Genomic DNA, 19,931 nt, shown 5'->3' with positions numbered 1-19,931 from the left:
CTGACGGTAAAACAATCTTACCAATGCACAAGGATATTTTTCTGGCATGAACCGCAGACGTTTTATTCAGGCTTCAATGGCCCTTGCCGCGGCTTGTGGCACACCCACGCTGGCAACGCTCTTTTCTCAGGCCGCCTGGGCGCAGGATGCTGGGCTCGCCAATGGGCGCGCTACCGATTTTGATTTCTCCGTGCTTCAGGGCATGGCGCGGGATTTGGCCAAAAAGCCGTGGGGAGGCGCTCCGCAGCCTCTGCCGGCAACCTTGGCCAACCTGTCGCCGCAGGCTTATAACAGTATTCAATATGATGCCGGTCACTCGTTGTGGAACGGCATCGCGAAACGTCAGTTGGATGTGCACTTTTTCCATGTTGGCATGGGGTTCCGTCGCCGGGTACGGATGTTTACGCTCGATCCTCATACCCATCAGGCGCAGGAAATTTACTTCCGGCCGGCGTTATTTAACTACCACAACGCTGGGGTGGATACCCGTCAGTTAGAGGGGCAATCGGATCTCGGTTTTGCCGGGTTCAAAGTGTTTAAAGCGCCGGAGCTGGCGCGTTATGACGTGCTTTCCTTCCTTGGGGCCAGCTATTTCCGTGCGGTGGATAAGACCGGCCAGTACGGGCTGTCGGCGCGCGGCCTGGCGATTGATACCTATGCCAAGGGCGTGGAGGAGTTTCCTGACTTTACCGCGTTCTGGATTGAAGCACCGAAAGAGGGGGAGACCTCGTTTGTGGTGTATGCCTTGCTGGATAGCCCCAGCATCGCCGGCGCGTACAAATTTACGCTGTATTGTGAAGCCACCCAGGTGGTGATGGATATTGAAAACCATCTCTATGCGCGTAAAGACATCCAGCAATTGGGTATTGCGCCGATGACCAGCATGTTCAGTTGCGGGACTAACGAACGCCGGATGTGCGACACCATCCATCCGCAAATCCATGATTCCGATCGTCTGGCGATGCTGCGCGGCAACGGCGAATGGGTGTGTCGGCCGTTGAATAACCCACAGCGTTTGCAGTTCAACGCATTTATGGATGAGAACCCCAAGGGGTTCGGTCTGCTGCAAACCGATCACGACTTCAACAGTTATCAGGATGTGATGGGGTGGTACAACAAGCGTCCCAGCTTGTGGGTGGAACCACGTAACCAATGGGGCAAAGGCAGCGTCGCGTTGATGGAGATCCCCACTACCGGCGAAACACTGGATAACATCGTCTGTTTCTGGCAACCAGAGAAATCGGTCAAAGCGGGTGATCGGCTGAACTTTGCGTACCGTCTGTACTGGAGCGGGTTGCCACCGGTTAAGACGCCGCTGGCGCAGGTGTATGCCACTCGTACCGGGATGGGCAGTTTTCCCGAGGGGTGGGCGCCCGGCGAACATTTCCCGGAAAAATGGTCGCGCCGTTTTGCTGTCGATTTCATCGGTGGCGACCTGAAAGCGTCGGCACCCAAGGGGATTGAGCCGGTGATCACGTTGTCCAACGGGGTAGCGAAACAAGTTGAAGTGCTGTATGTGGCGCCATTTGACGGCTATCGCATCTTGTTTGATTGGTATCCGACATCGGATGCGACCGATCCGGTTGAAATGAGGATGTTCCTGCGCTGCCAGGGACGTGCCATCAGTGAGACCTGGTTGTACCAATATTTCCCACCGGCGGCGGATAAACGCCGTTATATCGACGATCGTCAATTCAGATAGTTTTCCGCAGACTGCCCGGCCCAGCCTGAATGTGTATTCACCAAGCATTCAGGCTGGCGGGGCACCCGTCTCTCCGCTTCATCGGGTTTAACCGAATGTTCAGCTCCGCCGGTTTGTCGCGTCGGGTACACCGTGAATGCCCCTAGTGGTGCCGGGCGTTTTGGCGAGCGTCGGGATGCCAGAGCCTTCGGCTGACGGTGTCGTCCGCATCTCTCTGTGCAGCCTGTTACGGCGACGGGAATAACACTTGCGTATAATTTTTATTCGTGAGATAAAGAGCGGCACATTTTGCGCCCGAAGGGAATTGCCGCGCAAAAGGTATAGATAACGCCATGGTGAAAGAAACCAACCTGCTCTTTAATAACCCGAATGGTATGTTACTGGTTAACAGCGTCACCTGATCAGCGGTGCGGCGGACGCTTTCTCTACGCGGCAGAGCGTTTATTCCATTCACATTGAACTATAAGTAAAAAGCAGAGTTATAAACGATGTGCTGCGCGGGATCCGGTGTGTTGTTTTCAAGCCACATCTTCCCGTCGTCCCGCAGGTTGTACACGAGTTGATTTGATTGCTCGGCCTATTGCTGAGCTTTGCCCTTTTTGGGCACAGCAAGCGGTGTTGAAATTTGCCCGGTTAATTTGTCATGTATTTGAATCATTCACCGCAACGTGCGCTATATCCTGACGAGTTTTATCGTTATTGAACAATCACGATGTTGATACGAGTGTATAACGTCATACTTTACGTTTCAGGTGGTTTATATTTCAGGGGCATTGGCGGCGTTCGCTCACCCGAATCACTCACTGTAATCCGTTCATCGGGGGTCACTCACGTCGTGTTGTTTAATACGTCAGCCAGTCCCTGCCATTCGAATGAGTGAGGATGTAATACAATTATTTTTATGATTGTCATTTTGATAACAGATGAGATTTTAGTTCCCTCTTGTTTTTATACATTCGTTTATCTGCATCAATGATTAAGTTTTCAATATTAATATTCTGATTATTTTTCCTTAACGAAACACCAATACTGGTTCTTATCGTGATTTCGATATCATCGATAATCACTGGCGAGTTCAGGTTCGAGTGGATTTTTTTAACCAGTAATTCCGCTTCGGATTCCAGAACGTTGAATTTTGATCGCTCAATGATTAACAAAAATTCGTCGCCTGATAGCCGGGCAAAGAAATCATCATGTTGAATGTTTTCTTTCACAATCTGTGAGAATTTGATCAGGGTTTTATCACCCACGTCATGCCCGTAGCTGTCGTTGATTTCTTTAAAACCGTTTAAATCAAAAAATAAAACACCGATACCATAATCATCATGGCGAGTTTTTAATTCTAGATTCCGATAATGTTCAAGGTAGTCATCAACTGCGCGACGGTTGGGTAATCCAGTCAACAGATCATGATTAGCATCGTACCGGTATACATCTTGTTGGTTTCTTAATTCAGTGATGTCATTTGTTAAAAGGTAAAAACCATCCTGAAGTTTCTTGGCGGGTATCACCGTATTGTTGAAAACAACATTCTCACCATTAATTTCTATCGTTTTCTCGAATGAGTAACTTATTTTCTCATAGACTTTTTTGATTTTGAAATCCGCCGGAGAGAAAAATTTACGGTCGTAAAAATGGAAAACCGATGTGTTTAGTATGCTTTCCGGTTTACATGAGAAATATTGCTCATACATGTTGTTGATAAATGTAAAATTGAGGTTTTTATCCACGTGGGCAATTAACGCAGGGATGCTGTCAATGATCTCACTTAATCGCAATTGGCGGTGAATCAACGCTTTTAAATTTTCAACTCGATTACTGATATTTGTAATGGAAATGGAGTAATAGTTTTCATTATTAACCTGATAGGTATTGGTGACTATTTCAATGGGGAACCAGTTGCCATCTCTATCTTTTCCGTAAAAACGTTTTTTGAAACCATCATGATGTTCTGAGTGAGCCATGAATATGTCTGAGAAAGAAGCCCCCAGCGGGCTTCTTTTTTTAGGAAAAATAATTTTTTCACATATTTTATGGTTTAATGCTCGCTCATCCAGCTGGAACATATTCCTGGCTGCAATATTGAATTTTGTGGCGCAGCCATGCTCATTAAATTCAATGAATGCCTGTTTCTTATTGTTGATGAAAGTATCGAATCGATCCGTCTCATCAGGAGGTGCTGAGTCGGGGAAATGATTTTTCCCCGCTAAGCCTGGAACATTGTTCTTGAAAAAGGCCGTATCATAAACATGTAGGTAAAAATAAATTACCTGGTTATCTTTTTTTATAACACCTATGTGGATAAGCGTTTGGATAGGGTGGCCATCGCTTTTCTGAAACGTGTGATAAAAAAAAGAACTTTTGAGTTCATCTTTCAATAATGCGCTAATTATTGATATGTGTCCGGTAGAATCATTAATAGCAGACAGCTTGCGGAAAGGATATCCTTCAATATTTTCCCTGCTGATGCCAAGCAGTTCACAGAATGCTACATTAACTTTGACAAAATTCCCTTTGAGATTGAGTATCGCAGTGGAAATATCAGATTGTTCAAAAAGTTCATTTTGAAAATCCGCAATCATTGCATATCTCTCTTACATGAGAAAATAGATTAAATAATTTCCTATTATCTTATTTTTATAAAATATGTCAATGTTCAATATAAATAAATCTTGGCTGATGATGATTGTTCATGTTTATAAATATTCATAGCTAGATTGCATTGGGGAGGATATTCGATAACGCTATTTCCTATTATTCAGTGGAATGAGATTCTTGCGTGTTTTAAATAAAATTATACTGAATTTTTGCTAATCAATATTTATGGTGAGTTCTTTACGTGATGATGTGACTGTCATGATAGAGGTCTATTTTTTTCAAAAAATTTTATGCAAGATGGCAGTTGGTTTTTCATGTTGATGGAACTTGTTGATAATTATATTAATTATTTTAGCGTATTGAGTAGGCATGCGGATCGCGTTCTATTTTATCGCGCTGGCGGCGGGTGTTTAGCAGGGCTAATTTTTCTGTGAATATATATATAGATAATTTTTTGTGAAGTATTTCCGTGCTTTCTGCCATAACCCACATTACCGTCGGGCAAGCGTGAGTGATGAAACTCAGGATTGCCATCTGGGTAAATAGACCACCGGATATTATTCCTTAGCGGGAGTGTGGCGAGCGAAAGGCCCGTGCCATTATCACCGTTTGATGAAGGCTGCCAGGTTTAGCATCAGTTTGAATATCTTAATATTATTCCTCGTACAACCCGTCGTTCAATCAGTACGGATGCCGACGTTTATCGATACAGGGTTAAATTATCAGGGGGGTGAGGCTTGCTACATCATGATACTTCAACAATAATTGAAGTATCGTATGGTTGTGTTAGGTGACACGCTGATTGCAGATTATGGAAAAAAAAATAGCCACAGGTCTCTTTGAATCCCTTTCTTCCGGTGTACGTCTGGATGTCTATCGCTTGCTGATCAGAAAGGGAACTGAAGGCATGGTTGCAGGCGATATTGCATCAGCGCTTGATATCCCGCCGACCAATCTGTCGTTTCATTTAAAAGCGTTGGTTCAGGCTGGGTTGCTGACGGTTGAACAGGAAGGGCGTTACCAGCGTTATCGCGCCAATATCCCATTAATGCTGGATTTGATTGCCTGGCTGACCGAAGAGTGTTGTGCGGATCATCCTGAGCAATGCGCTGGTTTTCGTTCTGCATCAGCGTGTTCTGACGCTGTTTTGCCGCCGCTTAAGCTCTCGAAAGAGGACAAAACATGAGGGTACTTTTCATGAAGGTACTTTTTCGATGTTGATGACTGCCGCCGCTTTGCGGCGGTGGAGGCGCCGGCCACTGCCTCAGTGAAATACCTGGACTATCGCTGCATCTCATTGGCTGAAAGGGCCGTCAGCGGAGCGCTGAATACTGATTGGTTAAGAATGTTGGCGCGACCCGCGTGCGAATGACTACCGTGGACGATCCTGGATTGATGGTTGAGCAGGATCGTTTAACGATCATTACTTCAATAGTTGATGGAGAGTCAAATGAACACTATTCAGATTTTTGATCCGGCACTGTGTTGCTCTTCAGGGGTTTGCGGTCCGAAAACTGATTCAGCATTAATTGCATTCGCCGCTGATTTTGAGTGGGCAAAGCAGCAGGGTATACGCATCGAGCGCTTCAATCTGGCGCAACAACCCTTACTTTTCGCACAGAACGAAACCGTCAAAGGCTTTCTGGCCCGATCCGGCAAGGAGTCATTACCGCTGACGTTGGTTGAGGGGGAAGTCGTGCTGGCTGGCCGTTATCCTCATCGCGATGAGCTGGCGCGCTGGGGGATGTTGTCGGCAGCGGTTGATACGGCTCCCGCAGCGCCATGCTGTAGCGGCAACAATAAATCGTGTTGCTAACTGATGTGTCGATTCCCGTATTCATTGAATACAAAGGAGTATTTCTATGCTGATGCTTCAGCAGGTACCTCCCTTTTTGTTTTTTACCGGCAAAGGCGGGGTTGGGAAAACCTCTCTGGCTTGCGCAACGGCGATCCATCTGGCTGATGCCGGTAAGCGGGTGTTGCTGGTCAGTACGGATCCGGCCTCCAATATCGCCCAAGTATTTGAACAAACCATCGGGCATCGCATTACCCAAATCGTGGCAGTAAACGGGATGTCCGCTTTGGAGGTCGATCCGATTGCCGCCGCAGCCACGTATCGTGAGCGTATTGTTGGGCCTGTTCGCGGTGTTTTACCGGATAACATCGTTGCGGGTATTGAGGAACAACTGTCGGGGGCATGTACGACGGAGATTGCTGCATTCGACGAGTTCACCGCCTTGCTGACGGATGCGCGGCTGCGTGACGAGTACGATCATCTTGTGTTTGATACCGCGCCGACTGGTCATGTAAGTACACCCGTTTTAGTTCCATGCACTTTTTGAGATATCCGGTTTTTCAGTCATCAGCCGGTATTCTTCCGGCGTCAGGTTATTCAGGGATTCATGAGGCCGCTCGCTGTTGTATTCCGTCAGCCAGTGCTCTGTGATTTCCCGTGCTTCATTCAGTGTTCTGAACAGATAAAAATCCAGTATCTCTGTCCGGTATGTCCGGTTAAAACGTTCGATGAAGGCATTTTGTGTTGGTTTTCCCGGTTTGATAAATTCCAGCATCACGCCATGCTCTTCAGCCCACTGCGCCAGAGTCAGTGATATTAGCTCTGGGCCGTTGTCCATCCGCAGTTTCAGCGGATAACCACGGTTTGCCACGATCCTGTCCAATACCCTGACCACCCGCTGCGCCGGGATATTCAGATCGATTTCTATCGCGAGAGCCTCGCGGTTAAAGTCATCTACCACATTAAAGGTCCGGAAACGTCTGCCACAGACCAGCGCATCATGCATAAAATCTATCGACCAGCTCTGGTTAAGTGCTTCCGGCGTCATCAGCGGTGCTGGGTTACGCACCGGCAGGCGCTGCTTTCCCTTACGGCGAAAATTCAGTTTTAACAGGCAATAAATTCGATGAACTCGTTTATGGTTCCATGCATGCCCCTGCCTGCGTAGCTTCTGGAACAACTTCTTGAAACCGTAGCGCGGATAGCGTTCCGCCATTTCAGTCAATACCTGAATCACCGGCTCATCACGCCGGGTGTCGGGCTGATAAAAATAGACCGTCCTGCTCAACGATAACGCTCTGCATGCCTGGCGGATGCTCATCGCAAACTGTGCGGTCAGATAATTGACGAGTTCACGCTTTATCGCTGGTTTTAAAGCTTTTTTTCAATAACATCCTTGAGTGCGCGGCACTCCAGACTGAGGTCGGCAAACATTTGTTTCAGTCGCCGGTTTTCGTCCTCCAGCTCTTTCATCTTTTTGATATCAGAGGCTTCCATACCGCCAAATTTCGCTTTCCAGTTAATGGGATGGACTACCTCCCCCCCTCTGCGGTTAACTGTACGAAATACGTTCAGCAGGAGAATCACCATGAATATCGTATTTCTGGGTATTGATCTGGCTAAAAATATCTTTCAGCTCTGCGGATTAAACCAGGCCGGTAAGCCGGTTTATACAAAACGCACTGGACGAAAAGAATTACTCCAGACTGTGGCGAATATTCCGGCATGTCTGATTGGTGTAGAGGCATCCACTGGGGCATTTTACTGGCAACGTGAATTTGAAAAACTGGGACATAAAGTAAAAGTTATTAGCCCTCAGTATGTAAAACCTTTTGTCCGTGGCCAAAAAAATGACGGCAATGATGCGCAGGCGATAGCTGTGGCTCTGATGCAACCTACGATGCAATTTGTTCCACCGAAAAGCCCTGAACAGCAGGATATTCAGGCTCTGCACCGCGCAAGACAGCGTATTGTCAATCATCGTACTGCGACAGTCTGCCAAATCCGAGGACTGCTGCTTGACCGGGGAATAACAATCGGCGCGGCAGTTTCAAGAGTTCGTCGTGCCGTTCCGCTTATCCTTGAAGATGCTGAAAATGGTCTCAGTGCCAGAATGCGGAGGACAATTGCAGAACTCTATGATCTCTTTAACGATCTTGGTCGTCGTATAAACTTTTTTGATAAAGAAATTGATGTTGTGTTCAGGCAATCAGAAGCCTGTCAGCGCATTGCCAAAGTTAAAGGCATTGGTCCTAAAACAGCCACGGCTGTTGTTGCCGCGATTGGCAGAGGAACCGAATTTAAAAATGGTCGTCACTTTGCCGCATGACTTGGTCTGGTTCCACGACAACACTCGAGTGGCGACAAGCAGGTGTTGATGAATATGACGAAAAAAGGCGACAAGCATTTGCGGACACTTTTTATTCATGGTGCCCGCGCTGTCGTCAGAGTTGCCACGAATAACAATGATGGCTGCCTGTATCAGTGGGTTAACCAGTTGAAGGAACGGCGCGGGTTTAATAAAACGACCGTGGCGGTCGCTAACAAGAACGCGAGAATAATTTGGTCGATGCTGAGAAATGATACCGAGTATCAGACAGTTGGAAGTTAGTACCCAGCCAGAAAAGTTGCAGTGTACTGAAAAATGATGACAGGTTGCACCTGCACAATCGGAACCTGACTATTATATTGGCCTCAGAGGCCGCCCAGTTGTTGAGGCGATTGTGTGCGGATTACCCATTTGGGCACAGGTTAGTATTCCTGATGCCGGATAGATGTAAGCAACAACCCAAAACCAGATTCAGTACTTGCAAAATGGAGGTAGTCCATAGATGTAATACGAAGCCTCGGATATTCCCGCTTCGCGGCAAACGTCTTTGACGGTCCGTCCGGCTTCAACGGACTTCAAAACGGCGATGATCTGGTGTTCGGTGAATCGGGCTTTACGCATGGCGATCTCCTCAACGGGACATAATCAGTATGTCGGAAGATCTCTAAAAGTGAATGGTTCGGTTTAGCGGGATACTTACACTTCCATCTGTGCAACAGCGGTGACGGTCATGTTGTAAGGCGGTAGTAATTTAGCCAGTGCGGCTGATTTACGTTCTGGTGAAATTCGTTTCACGAGCTGTTCCCATCTTGTCATTAGTATTTTCGATGGGGGTGACAACTATCCTGACAGAGGGGGCGGTTGCCAGAATATGCAGCCATCCTGAAGTCGAGAATTTCTGATTATGGGTGGATCAGATTCGGGGTCAGGGTCAATAGCTTGCCTGTCTCCGTTGTTGAAATGAACATATCAAAAACAGGCAATTACACAATTTTAATTACAGCCTCATTTTTAATACGATGAAGCAATTCACTCACTTATAGATTGGATAGCAAATTTTTCCAACATCTTGGACGATGGGTGATTTGCAAGAGATACGAGCTGATTCACCAAAGCTATCGGGACAATAGCATTCTCATACATATCACATTTTAAATAGTCCACTACATTAAGAATTTCATCAAGATTTGAGAATGAGTTTTTACTCAGGACTTTCACTTCACTGCTATCTTTTATTGGAATAGTTAATACCCAAGTGCGATCTGTTTGACTACGATAAATCAGTTTCCCACTATAATATGATGTTGATGCATATGGCGAAAGTTTATTTAACTCTTCTTCTGTAGATGGTCCTGGAAGTATATGCTTATAAATGTAATTATTAAAAAGTGGCAAGACCTTTCCTTTCTTCAAACATGCATTTTCTCCTGAAGTAATATGATCTGCGTGTTCAACAAAAGATCCGGATTTTTCCAACCCAACTAACTTTAAAGAATATTCTTGGATATAAAGATTACACAACTCCCTCATGTCTTTGTGTAACTTCGCCGTTTGCCCAAAGAAACCAAGAGGTCCATCTTTAATAAAAATAAAACGTTTCAGAAAAGAAGGCTTCCTTGTGACAATTTCTTTAATGCAATGAACTATAATTATATGCTCAATAACATTAGCTAAATAACCTAGAATGCCACTAGCGCCAAGTTCTTCATCTACTATTTCATGAAATCTAAGTATGTCAATCAGATTGAATTTTTCACCACCGCATTCAAAATATCCTCTGGAATCCATATCTAACTTTTTAATTGTGACATCTTTAAATACTTCATTATTCCTTTGTGGTAAACTTCCAAAAGTAATTTCTTGCAGGGAATAATCATTGCCAATACCTTTATTCTTAAACTCATGAAAAACAAGCCACTTTAAGGTATCTATATATTTTTTCCCATCTCGACTCTCATTAAAAAACTCGATTAGTGGTATCCTTACTGAGTCAATCATTGATAAAGAGTCTAGTGATGTCGCTTTTGTCGGTATTGCAAGTTTAAAACGTTCTAATTTTTTAAATTTTTCCATTTTTTCTGGGTGAATAAATGGCGACTCGCCCAGTTGCTTTAAGTCATCAAGACTAAACTCTAAACCACCGAACTGAAAAAATGCAACCTTAGAACTGGGATAGTTCTTACGTACCGTCACCTCTGAGTATCCACCATCTACAGCAATGATAGTAGTTACGTTACGATGAGAACCTGTTTCTATATCAAAAGCGAAGTCTCTAACATCATTTTCTGCCTCTTCATTAGTAGATGGGAACTTACATCTTTTCATCAAACTCTGAACATATGGATCATTTATCACATGAGAATGTTGTGATTTACTGGCCCATTCAAATGGACGATTCCCCTTAGAACTATAGCTCATCACATTCCCCTATTCGCCAAGAATCGATCAATCTGGACAGGAACAATAAATGGGTTTGTATAGGTTTTCATTCTTACAAAACCCTTGTCGTTAGTAGCAGAGAAGCGAACTAATGATTGTGTGAAATCATTGAAATCATAATATTTCTCTAGTTCTCTGGTTTCATCGATGTTATTAAGGTGAGCAATGAACCAATTTTGAGTGTTTTTCAAAATATTAGAGCTGATTGAACTAACTTCTTGTGTTGCATATATCATTCCCAAGTGAAGTTTTGCTCCTTCCTTTGCGACTCTATTATATATTTGACTGAGATCTTTATCGTCCTTTTTGGGAAATAAATTATGAGCCTCCTCAAAGTAGAACTGAATAAAATTATTTGGAAGGTTTTTTATAAATCTATCCATAGAAATATTAAAAACAGAACGGCATATTTTCTCTGAAAAAAGCCGTTGGACAACTGGCTCTCCTTGAGACAAATCCACAATGACAATCTTACCTTCTTGTAGTAACTTTGGAATTTCTACTTCAAATGATTCATCCATACTTATAGTATGCAAATTATGCAACTGTTTTACACGAATCTTTTTGTAGCCACTAACTTGATTCTTTCTACTTGGTAACTTATATGTAGACAAGAAAACCATCATGGACTTCAAGTCATCATTTGCCCATTCATATCCCTTTTTGTTGATATAATCTTTAAAAAAATTTAATTCTTCATATTGTTCCCAGGTTCTTTCAAACCAAGTGCAGGCTTCTTCAAGAGTTAAGCCCTGCTTCGGATCTAGTGTTTTTCCATCAAGAATTTTACTATTTATTTCTGCGGCGCCTGTGAATTGTACTTTTAATCCCTGAGGAACCTTGAAACCAGCTCTATATAGGCAGCATTTATATGCAGCAATCAATCTATTATATCTAGTCCATTCGGAACCATTTGTATTAGAGCTTTCTGGCGTTTCAAAATTAACTGCCGTAAAGTTATTGACATAGTCCCCACCAATTGATCGCTCCTGAAGGTAACTAGATATGAGGCTAAAACCACTTTCAATATCTTTAAAGAAGTTGACTTTCATTACCTTGAAATCATTTCCTTTTTCCAAGACACTATATCTAACTACTTTGCTTTTATATAAGTCATAAATAGCCGTACCAGAATCTTGTCTATTGGCATTGGCATATTCACCATTAACATCAAATATAATTTGTCCGACAGGGTATGTAGGACTACCGGAAGCAGAAAATTCAGGTGTTTCAGGAGGGGCCGAAAGAAGCTCTATTTTAGCCTTTGCTGATATTTCCTCCGTAGCTTCTATGACTTTCTTTACGGTATTAGATTTACCTGTACGAGTCATACCAAACATAGCAGTTCTCTTACCCAAAAAGTCTTTAGGGTTTACCCATACACCAACATCTTGTTCTTGTGTTTGGTGTCTTCGACTGGAGGAATACCTGACTCTACCAATTTTAAAGTCAGAATCTTGTCCGGCTAAACCATCATCATCTCTTTGGTTTACGATGAATTCAAGAACATCACCACTTGCTTTGTAAACACTATAATTATTAGCAGAGTAGAAATTTTCAAGATCAGCACCGAACTCTGTTTTTCCATCTTGGTTTCGATAGAAAACACCAAGAACGCGACATTCAAGCCCTGAAAAACTAAACTCATAGCGAGTAAATTCGTCTAGCTTTCCTCCTTTTACACTACCAGCCCTACCCGATATGTCTAAATTATCTTTATAATACTCAATCATCGATGATATGACATCGTTATCAGTCGGGAGTTTTGTTTGAGAAAGGGCTCTCAATAATACAGCTTCTTCAACACCATCTTCACCGTCATAGAATGCTAGGAGGAAACAACCTGCAGGAATGCCTTTTACCTGAGCTTTCCATGCATCACAGACTAATAACCTTGCGATGTCATATGACAAATAGAACGGGCGTCCAACAAACTGTTCTTTGTTTTTGCCTTCCTTTAGCAAATCCGTTGATAAAGCTTCGTTCAAGTTCATACTAGTTCCTTTTTAAGTCTGGATCTTCAAATCTGATTTTTGATTGTTCTGCGTACTTATCATCCGCTTCGATAGACAACCATCTTCTATTTTTCAACTCAGCACAAAATCCAGATGTATTACTACCGCCAAAGGGATCAAATACCAAATCATTTTCGTTAGTTAGAAATTCTATAAAGAAGTTAACAATACCTTTGTTCATTCGTGCTGGATGAGGTGTAATACCTAACTCTTTGCACCTCCTTGTAAAGAAGTCGTTTGATGATACATTTGAGAAAGACATCACATTGTGTGGTAAACGTACTTCTCTCGATTCATCTAAAGGTTCCATCTCAAAGAAGTTATGGCAAATGCTACCACCATGATCTTTCAGAAATCCTGTTTCGCTAATTTTATGTTCCGAAGGTCGTGTACCTGCATTGTAGCTCTGACGCTCTAGCAGTTTTTTCATGCTTTTGCTATATGGACGTAAGACCTTACGGTTATCTGATTTTGGATAATCAGTTTTAGCCAGCCACCAAACATGAGTATAACTGTCAACAGTTCTCCATCGATTCACTGTAACCCATTGAGCAGGCGATGGGAGTTTTGCTGGGTTATAACAAATAAACTCTTGGATTAGTCGTAACTCAGAGTTTTCCTGTTTAGTCATTTCAAAAAGACATTCCAAATGTAGAGTAGACTGAACAGGCCTCTCAGGTTCCCAAGCATTTCCTATTTCAATCACAAGAGAACCGTCTTCAGCAAGAAGTTGATTGAATATAGGTGTTAGTTTTTTGAACCACTCTCTATAAGCATCTCCAATCTCATTTCCATATTTTTTTTTATTATTCAATGGGAACGGTGGAGATGTGACTATTAAATTAACCTTCCCTTTATAATTATTAATATCGTCTTCACTCAGTGCATCCAAAGAATCACCGAGATAGAGTTTTCCAAGTTCAGTCTTATAATAAAGCTTCATTTGATGCTGATTACCTTTTTGCTTTTTATTCTGGTCAAATTAGATCTGTTATTAAACCAGCAGCTTTCAATCTCGGAGTAAGATTACGCATCTTAGAAAATTCAGTTCCAAGACTTTCTCTAATGCCAACTCCCTCACAGAACTCTTTTGCGGTTATGTGGTTAAGATCATCAGCGTATTTAAGCATTTGAAGATGCAGTTCGAGCGTATAATGATTCCTCGGAGCACATTCTAGAGCTTCCCGGATTTTATTGAAAATAGTCTGATCATCCATAGCGAGTAGCCTATTGTATATAATTTATATAATCTATATAGATTATATATGGAATTCAAGAGATAACAGTAAGAATTCTGATCTCTTTATCAGCCTGTTAGCAGGATTGCGGCGTGCATACCGGCGAACAAAAATCATCACGTTAGTGGTGGATAATTACATCATCCATAAAAACCACAAAGTGGAGCGTTGGTTGGAAAAACACCAAGTTCAAATTGTTGTTCCTGCCCACGTATTCGTCGTGGCTGAATCCAATAGAGCGGCTGTAGTTATCGTTACACGAAACCATCAGTGCCGATGCATGTGGCTGTTACTAGACCGGGTAAAACAGTGTATGAATGCCATTTCGCCATTATCTGGCAATCAACAAGTTCTGGCCAAAGTAGAGCAGTAATGTGCCAAGTTATTTATACTCTAGGTGCTTATTCAGCAATTAGCCAAAACTTAACGCCAACCCCTTCAACTCCTCATGTAAGTATCCCGGTAAACCGAACCATTCACTTTTAGAGATCTTCCGACATACTGATTATGTCCCTTGAGGAGATCGCCATGCGCAAAGCCCGATTCACCGAACACCAGATCATCGCCGTTTTGAAGTCCGTTGAAGCCGGACGGACCGTCAAAGACGTTTGCCGCGAAGCGGGAATATCCGAGGCTTCGTATTACAACTGGAAAGCGAAGTTTGGCGGTATGGAAGCCTCTGATATCAAAAAGATGAAAGAGCTGGAGGACGAAAACCGGCGTCTGAAACAGATGTTTGCCGATCTGAGCCTTGAGAATCGGGCATTAAAAGACGTCATCGAAAAAAAGCTTTAAAACCCGCGATAAAGCGTGAGCTTGTCAGTTATCTGACCGCGCAGTTTACGATGAGCATACGCCAGGCATGCAGGACGTTATCGCTGAGCAGGACGGTATTTCGTTATCAGCCGGATACGCAACGTGATGAGCCGGTGATTATGGCACTGACCGCAGCAGCTGAACGCTATCCGCGATATGGATTTAAAAAGCTTTTTCAGGTGCTTCGCAGGCAGGGCAATATCTGGAACCATAAAAGAGTTCACCGGATTTACTGCCTGCTGAAACTGAATTTTCGCCGTAAGGGAAAGCAACGTCTGCCGGTGCGTAACCCCGCACCGCTGGTGACGCCGGAAGCACTTAACCAGAGCTGGTCGATAGATTTTATGCATGATGCGCTGGTCTGTGGCAGGCGCTTTCGGACCTTTAATGTGGTAGATGACTTTAACCGCGAGGCTCTCGCGATAGAAATCGACCTGAATATCCCGGCGCAGCGGGTGGTCAGGGTATTGGACAGGATCGTGGCAAACCGTGGTTATCCGCTGAAACTGCGGATGGACAACGGCCCAGAGCTAATATCACTGACTCTGGCGCAGTGGGCTGAAGAGCATGGCGTGATGCTGGAATTTATCAAACCGGGAAAACCCACACAAAATGCCTTCATCGAACGTTTTAACCGGACATACCGGACAGAGATACTGGATTTTTATCTGTTCAGAACACTGAATGAAGCACGGGAAATCACAGAGCGCTGGCTGACGGAATACAACAGCGAGCGGCCTCATGAATCCCTGAATAACCTGACGCCAGAAGAATACCAGCTGATGACTGAAAAACCGGATATCTCAAAAAGTGCATGGAACTAAAACGGGTGTGCTTACACTCAAACGTATAAACCCGAAAAACATGGCGGTGCTTCGTTTCCAGCCGGATGTGTTGACGGTTAACGATGGCGTATTTCACGCTATTGAACAGCAGTTCGATAGCCCGCTTCATCTGCGGGTTGGGCACGATATAGAAAACGTACATCCAGTGTTGTTGAGTGCGGGCCAGCAAATGGCTGGTGATAATCGCCTGATAACGGGCTTTAGTTTTCAGACGGCGCTCAGTCTCAACGGCGATGACGGTTCCGTCTGGTAACGTTATCACCCCGGCCGGGCGATGATATACCTCATAGCGGCTGCGGAATGTTGAATCAGCACCGCTGATCCACCCATAAGCGCCTTTCTTTTCCAGAATGATCCGTGCGAGCTGGTTATCAAGATGCTGATCCAGCATCCAGCCAGTGACTTTCGAAGGCTCGAACCATGCAGGAAAGCCATCCTCATGGGGTGTGACGACAACGGCTAATCCGTCGTTGGTGATCCCCCACAGTGAGATTTTCTCCATCCTTGTGCAAAACGTCTGCTTTTGAATGAATCCCATGTCGATGGCCTTTGCCAGCAACAGATAAAGCGGCTTGTGATTTTTATAATCAAAAAGCAGCATCAGCGTTTTAAAGTCGCTCCAGATTTCTTCTTTCAGAAAATTGAGCAGTATCCGGATCTTTTCGCAATGACGTTCGCGGCGTTTACGGTAATCGGAAATCAGCATGGTTCCTCCTTCGCATGTTACCGGGTTGTTCTCTCTTTAAGCTTTATCGCCTCATGGCATCGGCTCAGATTTCTGTGAATGACATGGGTCCATGCGATGCGCCGACAGCGTGAGGCGAGTGCGGTGCCTGCTTCGCAGCCATGCGCCGGGAAATACATTTCCCGGCACAGAACGGCGTGCGCCAGTTCATGCGGGCTGGACGCCCTTATTGCCTGGCACATGGGGGTAATGTCGCGGCTGGACGCCACGCCAAAACCCCCAACGTCAACAGCGGCACACCGTCGCGCGCTACGCGCGACTACCCCCTTTGAGACGCCGTTTTTAGCCCACTTTTTCTTTTGCCCGTTCCGGTCAGCGAAAAAATGGGAAAACGCCTTCAAAGCGGGTAGTCGCACCTCGCTACCGGCTGGTGGCCGGAGACTTAGCCGCGACGGTGTGCGGGGCTGAAGCCCCCCAAATAAACCGACGCGTGGGCGCGTCTTTTTGCTCGCTGGGGCGGCAAAATTTATTCGGCTCCCCCCGGCCTGCTCGGTTCCCCTTGGGGGGGAACGCTCGCCGGTGGGTTCGGGCGACGTAAATGCCCCCTTTCTGCGAAATGGCATTTACTCGCCTCACGCCACGGTTGAATGCCCGCGGGGCGCAGGCACCCACCCGCCTAAACCCGTCGCGTCCTGCGTCGTGCCTGGATGGCCTGTTGAGCGCTGTCAGTGTTGCGAAAATAAAACGTGCTGGCATGTCTTCTCTACTGAAATCAGCCGGTAGAGAAGGCTATCGGGGAAAAGGGAGGATGCCTGCAAACAACTCAATATCGAATATCAAGAATTAGGGGGATTCAGTTATGGCAGCAAAAAAGCTCTGACCGTGAGTCACTCACGGCAGAGCTTTAATCAGGTGCAGGTTCAGAGGCTTATCGGGCGGGTCGGTGCGTGTGCGCGTCTGTGCATATCGTTAAGCGCCGGGATGAGTAAGCTGATGGCATTTAGCCCATGCCCCAACTGGCATAAACTTTCCGGCGTGGATTCGCACACGTCATTATCAGCAAAGGTAATCAGCGCATCGCCAATAAAATTCAGGCAATGACACAGCCCGGCGCTGGTTTCGGCGCAATACTCTGCCACCTGCGAGAGTTCGTCATCGTCCATGTTTGAAAAATCCAGACGAGCCAGCGCGGCATTCATGGCGGAATACAGGCTCTCGCAATCCGGCAGTGATTGATAAGACGGGCCCGTGTTACTATCGGTGTCAGCCATAGCATTAGTCTCCTTAATGTTGTGGTCAGAAGCCCGGTGAGTGTTCCTAGCACTGCCGGGCTTCGCTCTTTATCGTTGCAAAATACCGTGTAATTGCGGTGTAATTACAACAAGGCCATGCTATGGAATTTGTAATTACAATGTCAAGTGAAAAGTCAAAAACAGACCAGTATCAGATTCGACTGTCCCACGAGTTTCGGGCGCAATTGGAAGAACAAGCCCACAAGGATGGCGACAAGACATTGGCTACATGGATAAAGCGTATTCTGCGCAAAGAACTCCAGACCCGAGGCATCGAACCCAAAGGTTAACGGTGATTGGGGCCGTCGATGTCGCAAATCCTAGCGTAGCAAAAGACGTTTGGCAGTATGCCCGGATGGTTTTACGACAACGCTCCTGACGGGTTTTCTATCACATAGAAATCCCGTCAGGAGCCAACAAGCGCAGCGCGTTAGCCAGCCGTATAACTCCGCGCATAAATATATGGTGCGACGTAGCCCTCGCGGTTGGCGTCCAGATAATCTGACCACCACTGCATCATTTCGATTCTGGCTTCCAGATGCTCCGCTTTATGCACGTAGGCAGCCCGCACGCCGTTGCGCTCTTTGTGGCTCATCTGCCGCTCAATGGCGTATTTTGACCAGCGTCCGGACTCGTTCAGCGCGCTACAGGCCATGGTTCTGAAACCATGGCCGCAGATTTCGGTTTGGGTGTCGTAGCCAATCACGCGCAGCGCTTTGTTAATGGTGTTCTCACTCATCGGCTTGTTCAGGGTATGTGCGCCCGGAAAAACGAAGACCGATTCGCCGGAATGTGCCCGAATCTGTTTCAGCAGGGCGACCGCCTGCCGTGACAGCGGCACCAGATGTTCATCTTTCATTTGCGCCACGCTCTGAGAACCGCACGCCGTTTACCGCTTCGCGCTGGGCGGGGACGCCCCAGATATGCGCTTTGAGGTTGAATTCATCCCAGCGGGCAAAACGGAGTTCACTGGAGCGCAGGAAAACATGCAGATTCAGCTCCAGCGCCAGACGGGTCAGCATCCGGCCTTTGTAGCTTTCCATCTTCTCCAGCAGTTCAGGCAGGTGTTTTAGCGGTAGGGCGGGATGATGTTGGGTCACGATGCCGTCCAAATCGTAAGCCGGATTGTATTTGATGACGCCCTGCTGTACGGCATGGCGCATGATTTTGGTCAGATGCTGGCGCACCCGTCCGGCGATGTCATGCACGCCTTTATCGTCAATCGCCTTAACCAACTGCGCCAGATGGCGGGTTTCAACCTGCGCGATATCCATCGCGCCAATGGCGGGGAAAACGTAGCGTTTCAGGCAGATGAGGATTTTATCGGCGTGCGCGTCCGACCAGAGCTTGAGGCTGCTGGTGTGCCACGCCATTGTGACAGACTGAAAGGTGCGGGATTCCTCAACGGCGGGGTTGTTCGATTTACGAAGCTGAGAAGGGTTGAGCCCTGATGCCAGCAACTTACGCGCCGCATCGCGCTTTTCACGGGCTTCCGCTAGCGTAGTCTGAGGGTAGGGGCCGAAGGCCAGACGGTTTTCTTTACCGCCGAAGCGATAGCGGAAATACTATAGCTTAGCGCCGCTGGTAGATATCGTGAGATACAGGTCTTGCGAATCGGTGAGCTTGTAAGATTTTGCGAGAGGTTTCGCGGATCGGACTTTGCTGTCAGTTAACATATGAGGGTCACTCCCGTTCATCGAACTGAATGACCCGCAATCTGACCCACAAATTCCCCGATACTAAGGGATAAATCAAAACGCATCGGAGAAGATTTTCACGCTAACTGATTAAATCGCAACAACATAGGGATTTATAGGGAGGCATAAAAAAGGAAAGGTGGTGCCGGACTCGGAATCGTATCGGTGATTAATATGCTGTTTGTTATTGGTTTTATTGGTAAAGAGACCAAACAGCGCCCCCACTTAGGCCCCCATAAAAGATCGATTTGGTTTTGTGAGGGTTGTCACGATGAATTGGCGTTTTGCGGTTAACGGCGCTAAAAACGTGGCTTCATCTCCCATGCTGGCAATGGCCTGTTCCTCTCTGCATTGAACATCTTTCAAACGTAGACTTGATATGTCGGATTTGTGATTTTTGAGATAATCATAAATAGTGTGATTTATAATATATGGATTATATTGGTATTTTTGCTATTATTTTGAGATGTTCTCATGCTC

At 45.6% G+C, this 19,931-nt stretch carries 11 protein-coding genes and 7 pseudogenes; 8 read left to right on the top strand and 10 right to left on the bottom strand.

Annotated elements, in window-relative coordinates; all coding sequences use genetic code 11:
- Window positions 1–46: 46 nt before the first annotated feature.
- Complete coding sequence (locus tag HEP82_RS16710; protein ID WP_192459116.1) at window positions 47–1,702, top strand: glucan biosynthesis protein D; 1,656 nt, start codon at window positions 47–49, stop codon at window positions 1,700–1,702.
- Between the two features lie 908 nt (window positions 1,703–2,610).
- Here HEP82_RS16710 and HEP82_RS16705 read toward each other — a convergent pair.
- Window positions 2,611–4,284, bottom strand: coding sequence for a GGDEF domain-containing protein (locus tag HEP82_RS16705; protein WP_192459115.1), 1,674 nt, complete (start codon window positions 4,282–4,284; stop codon window positions 2,611–2,613).
- Window positions 4,285–5,111: 827 nt separating this feature from the next.
- On the opposite strand from HEP82_RS16705, the gene HEP82_RS16700 reads away from it, so the two are divergent.
- The 3 genes and pseudogenes from HEP82_RS16700 to HEP82_RS16690 form a co-directional block, all read left to right on the top strand.
- The gene (locus HEP82_RS16700) at window positions 5,112–5,486 is read left to right on the top strand and encodes an ArsR/SmtB family transcription factor (protein ID WP_192459114.1); all 375 of its coding nucleotides are present in this window, start codon (window positions 5,112–5,114) and stop codon (window positions 5,484–5,486) included.
- Between the two features lie 264 nt (window positions 5,487–5,750).
- The gene (arsD, locus tag HEP82_RS16695) at window positions 5,751–6,116 is read left to right on the top strand and encodes an arsenite efflux transporter metallochaperone ArsD (RefSeq protein WP_192459113.1); all 366 of its coding nucleotides are present in this window, start codon (window positions 5,751–5,753) and stop codon (window positions 6,114–6,116) included.
- Window positions 6,117–6,162: 46 nt separating this feature from the next.
- Window positions 6,163–6,630: pseudogene (locus HEP82_RS16690) on the top strand (TRC40/GET3/ArsA family transport-energizing ATPase); the annotation flags it as partial.
- On the opposite strand, the pseudogene HEP82_RS16685 reads toward HEP82_RS16690, so the two are convergent.
- Window positions 6,622–7,616 (bottom strand): annotated as a pseudogene (locus HEP82_RS16685) (IS3 family transposase); the annotation flags it as partial. The pseudogenes HEP82_RS16690 and HEP82_RS16685 sit on opposite strands and share 9 nt — an antisense overlap.
- Window positions 7,617–7,683: 67 nt before the next feature.
- Between HEP82_RS16685 and HEP82_RS16680 the strand changes: the two are divergent.
- Window positions 7,684–8,706 (top strand): annotated as a pseudogene (locus HEP82_RS16680) (IS110 family RNA-guided transposase).
- A 222-nt stretch (window positions 8,707–8,928) separates the two neighbouring features.
- Here the strand turns inward: HEP82_RS16680 and HEP82_RS16675 are convergent.
- The 5 genes and pseudogenes from HEP82_RS16675 to HEP82_RS20005 form a co-directional block, all read right to left on the bottom strand.
- Window positions 8,929–9,045 (bottom strand): annotated as a pseudogene (locus tag HEP82_RS16675) (transposase); the annotation flags it as partial.
- A gap of 408 nt (window positions 9,046–9,453) precedes the next feature.
- Entirely contained in the window at window positions 9,454–10,842 is a 1,389-nt protein-coding gene (locus HEP82_RS16670) for a hypothetical protein (protein ID WP_192459112.1), read from the bottom strand.
- The gene (locus tag HEP82_RS16665; RefSeq protein ID WP_192459111.1) at window positions 10,842–12,857 is read right to left on the bottom strand and encodes an ATP-binding protein; all 2,016 of its coding nucleotides are present in this window, start codon (window positions 12,855–12,857) and stop codon (window positions 10,842–10,844) included. Before HEP82_RS16665 ends, HEP82_RS16670 begins: the two co-directional genes overlap by 1 nt.
- A gap of 1 nt (window position 12,858) precedes the next feature.
- The gene (locus tag HEP82_RS16660; RefSeq protein WP_192459110.1) at window positions 12,859–13,821 is read right to left on the bottom strand and encodes a DNA-methyltransferase; all 963 of its coding nucleotides are present in this window, start codon (window positions 13,819–13,821) and stop codon (window positions 12,859–12,861) included.
- Window positions 13,822–13,855: 34 nt separating this feature from the next.
- Window positions 13,856–14,095, bottom strand: coding sequence for an HTH-like domain-containing protein (locus HEP82_RS20005; protein WP_225622520.1), 240 nt, complete (start codon window positions 14,093–14,095; stop codon window positions 13,856–13,858).
- Window positions 14,096–14,159: 64 nt separating this feature from the next.
- Here HEP82_RS20005 and HEP82_RS20000 point away from each other — a divergent pair.
- Window positions 14,160–14,489, top strand: a pseudogene (locus tag HEP82_RS20000) (transposase); the annotation flags it as partial.
- Between the two features lie 155 nt (window positions 14,490–14,644).
- Window positions 14,645–15,756 (top strand): IS3 family transposase gene (locus tag HEP82_RS16655; protein ID WP_192459109.1). Its coding sequence is split into 2 segments (ribosomal slippage): window positions 14,645–14,906 and window positions 14,906–15,756, totalling 1,113 coding nucleotides; the frame shifts between segments, so codons are not numbered across the junction.
- Between the two features lie 16 nt (window positions 15,757–15,772).
- Here HEP82_RS16655 and mobC read toward each other — a convergent pair.
- Together mobC and HEP82_RS16645 are read right to left on the bottom strand one after the other, a co-directional pair.
- A pseudogene (mobC, locus tag HEP82_RS16650) lies at window positions 15,773–16,483 on the bottom strand (MobC family replication-relaxation protein); the annotation flags it as partial.
- Window positions 16,484–17,382: 899 nt separating this feature from the next.
- Window positions 17,383–17,733 (bottom strand): hypothetical protein, encoded by a 351-nt coding sequence (locus HEP82_RS16645; protein ID WP_015855074.1) that lies wholly within the window; start codon window positions 17,731–17,733, stop codon window positions 17,383–17,385.
- A 122-nt stretch (window positions 17,734–17,855) separates the two neighbouring features.
- Between HEP82_RS16645 and HEP82_RS16640 the strand changes: the two genes are divergently transcribed.
- Entirely contained in the window at window positions 17,856–18,044 is a 189-nt protein-coding gene (locus HEP82_RS16640; RefSeq protein WP_033111580.1) for a hypothetical protein, read from the top strand.
- A gap of 140 nt (window positions 18,045–18,184) precedes the next feature.
- On the opposite strand, the pseudogene HEP82_RS16635 reads toward HEP82_RS16640, so the two are convergent.
- Window positions 18,185–19,430: pseudogene (locus HEP82_RS16635) on the bottom strand (tyrosine-type recombinase/integrase).
- Window positions 19,431–19,931 lie beyond the last annotated feature (501 nt).

Source organism: Musicola keenii, assembly GCF_014855505.1.
Lineage (GTDB): Bacteria > Pseudomonadota > Gammaproteobacteria > Enterobacterales > Enterobacteriaceae > Musicola > Musicola paradisiaca.
The sequence above is the reverse complement of the archived record's forward strand: the minus strand, read 5'-3'. Positions and strand labels throughout refer to the sequence as shown.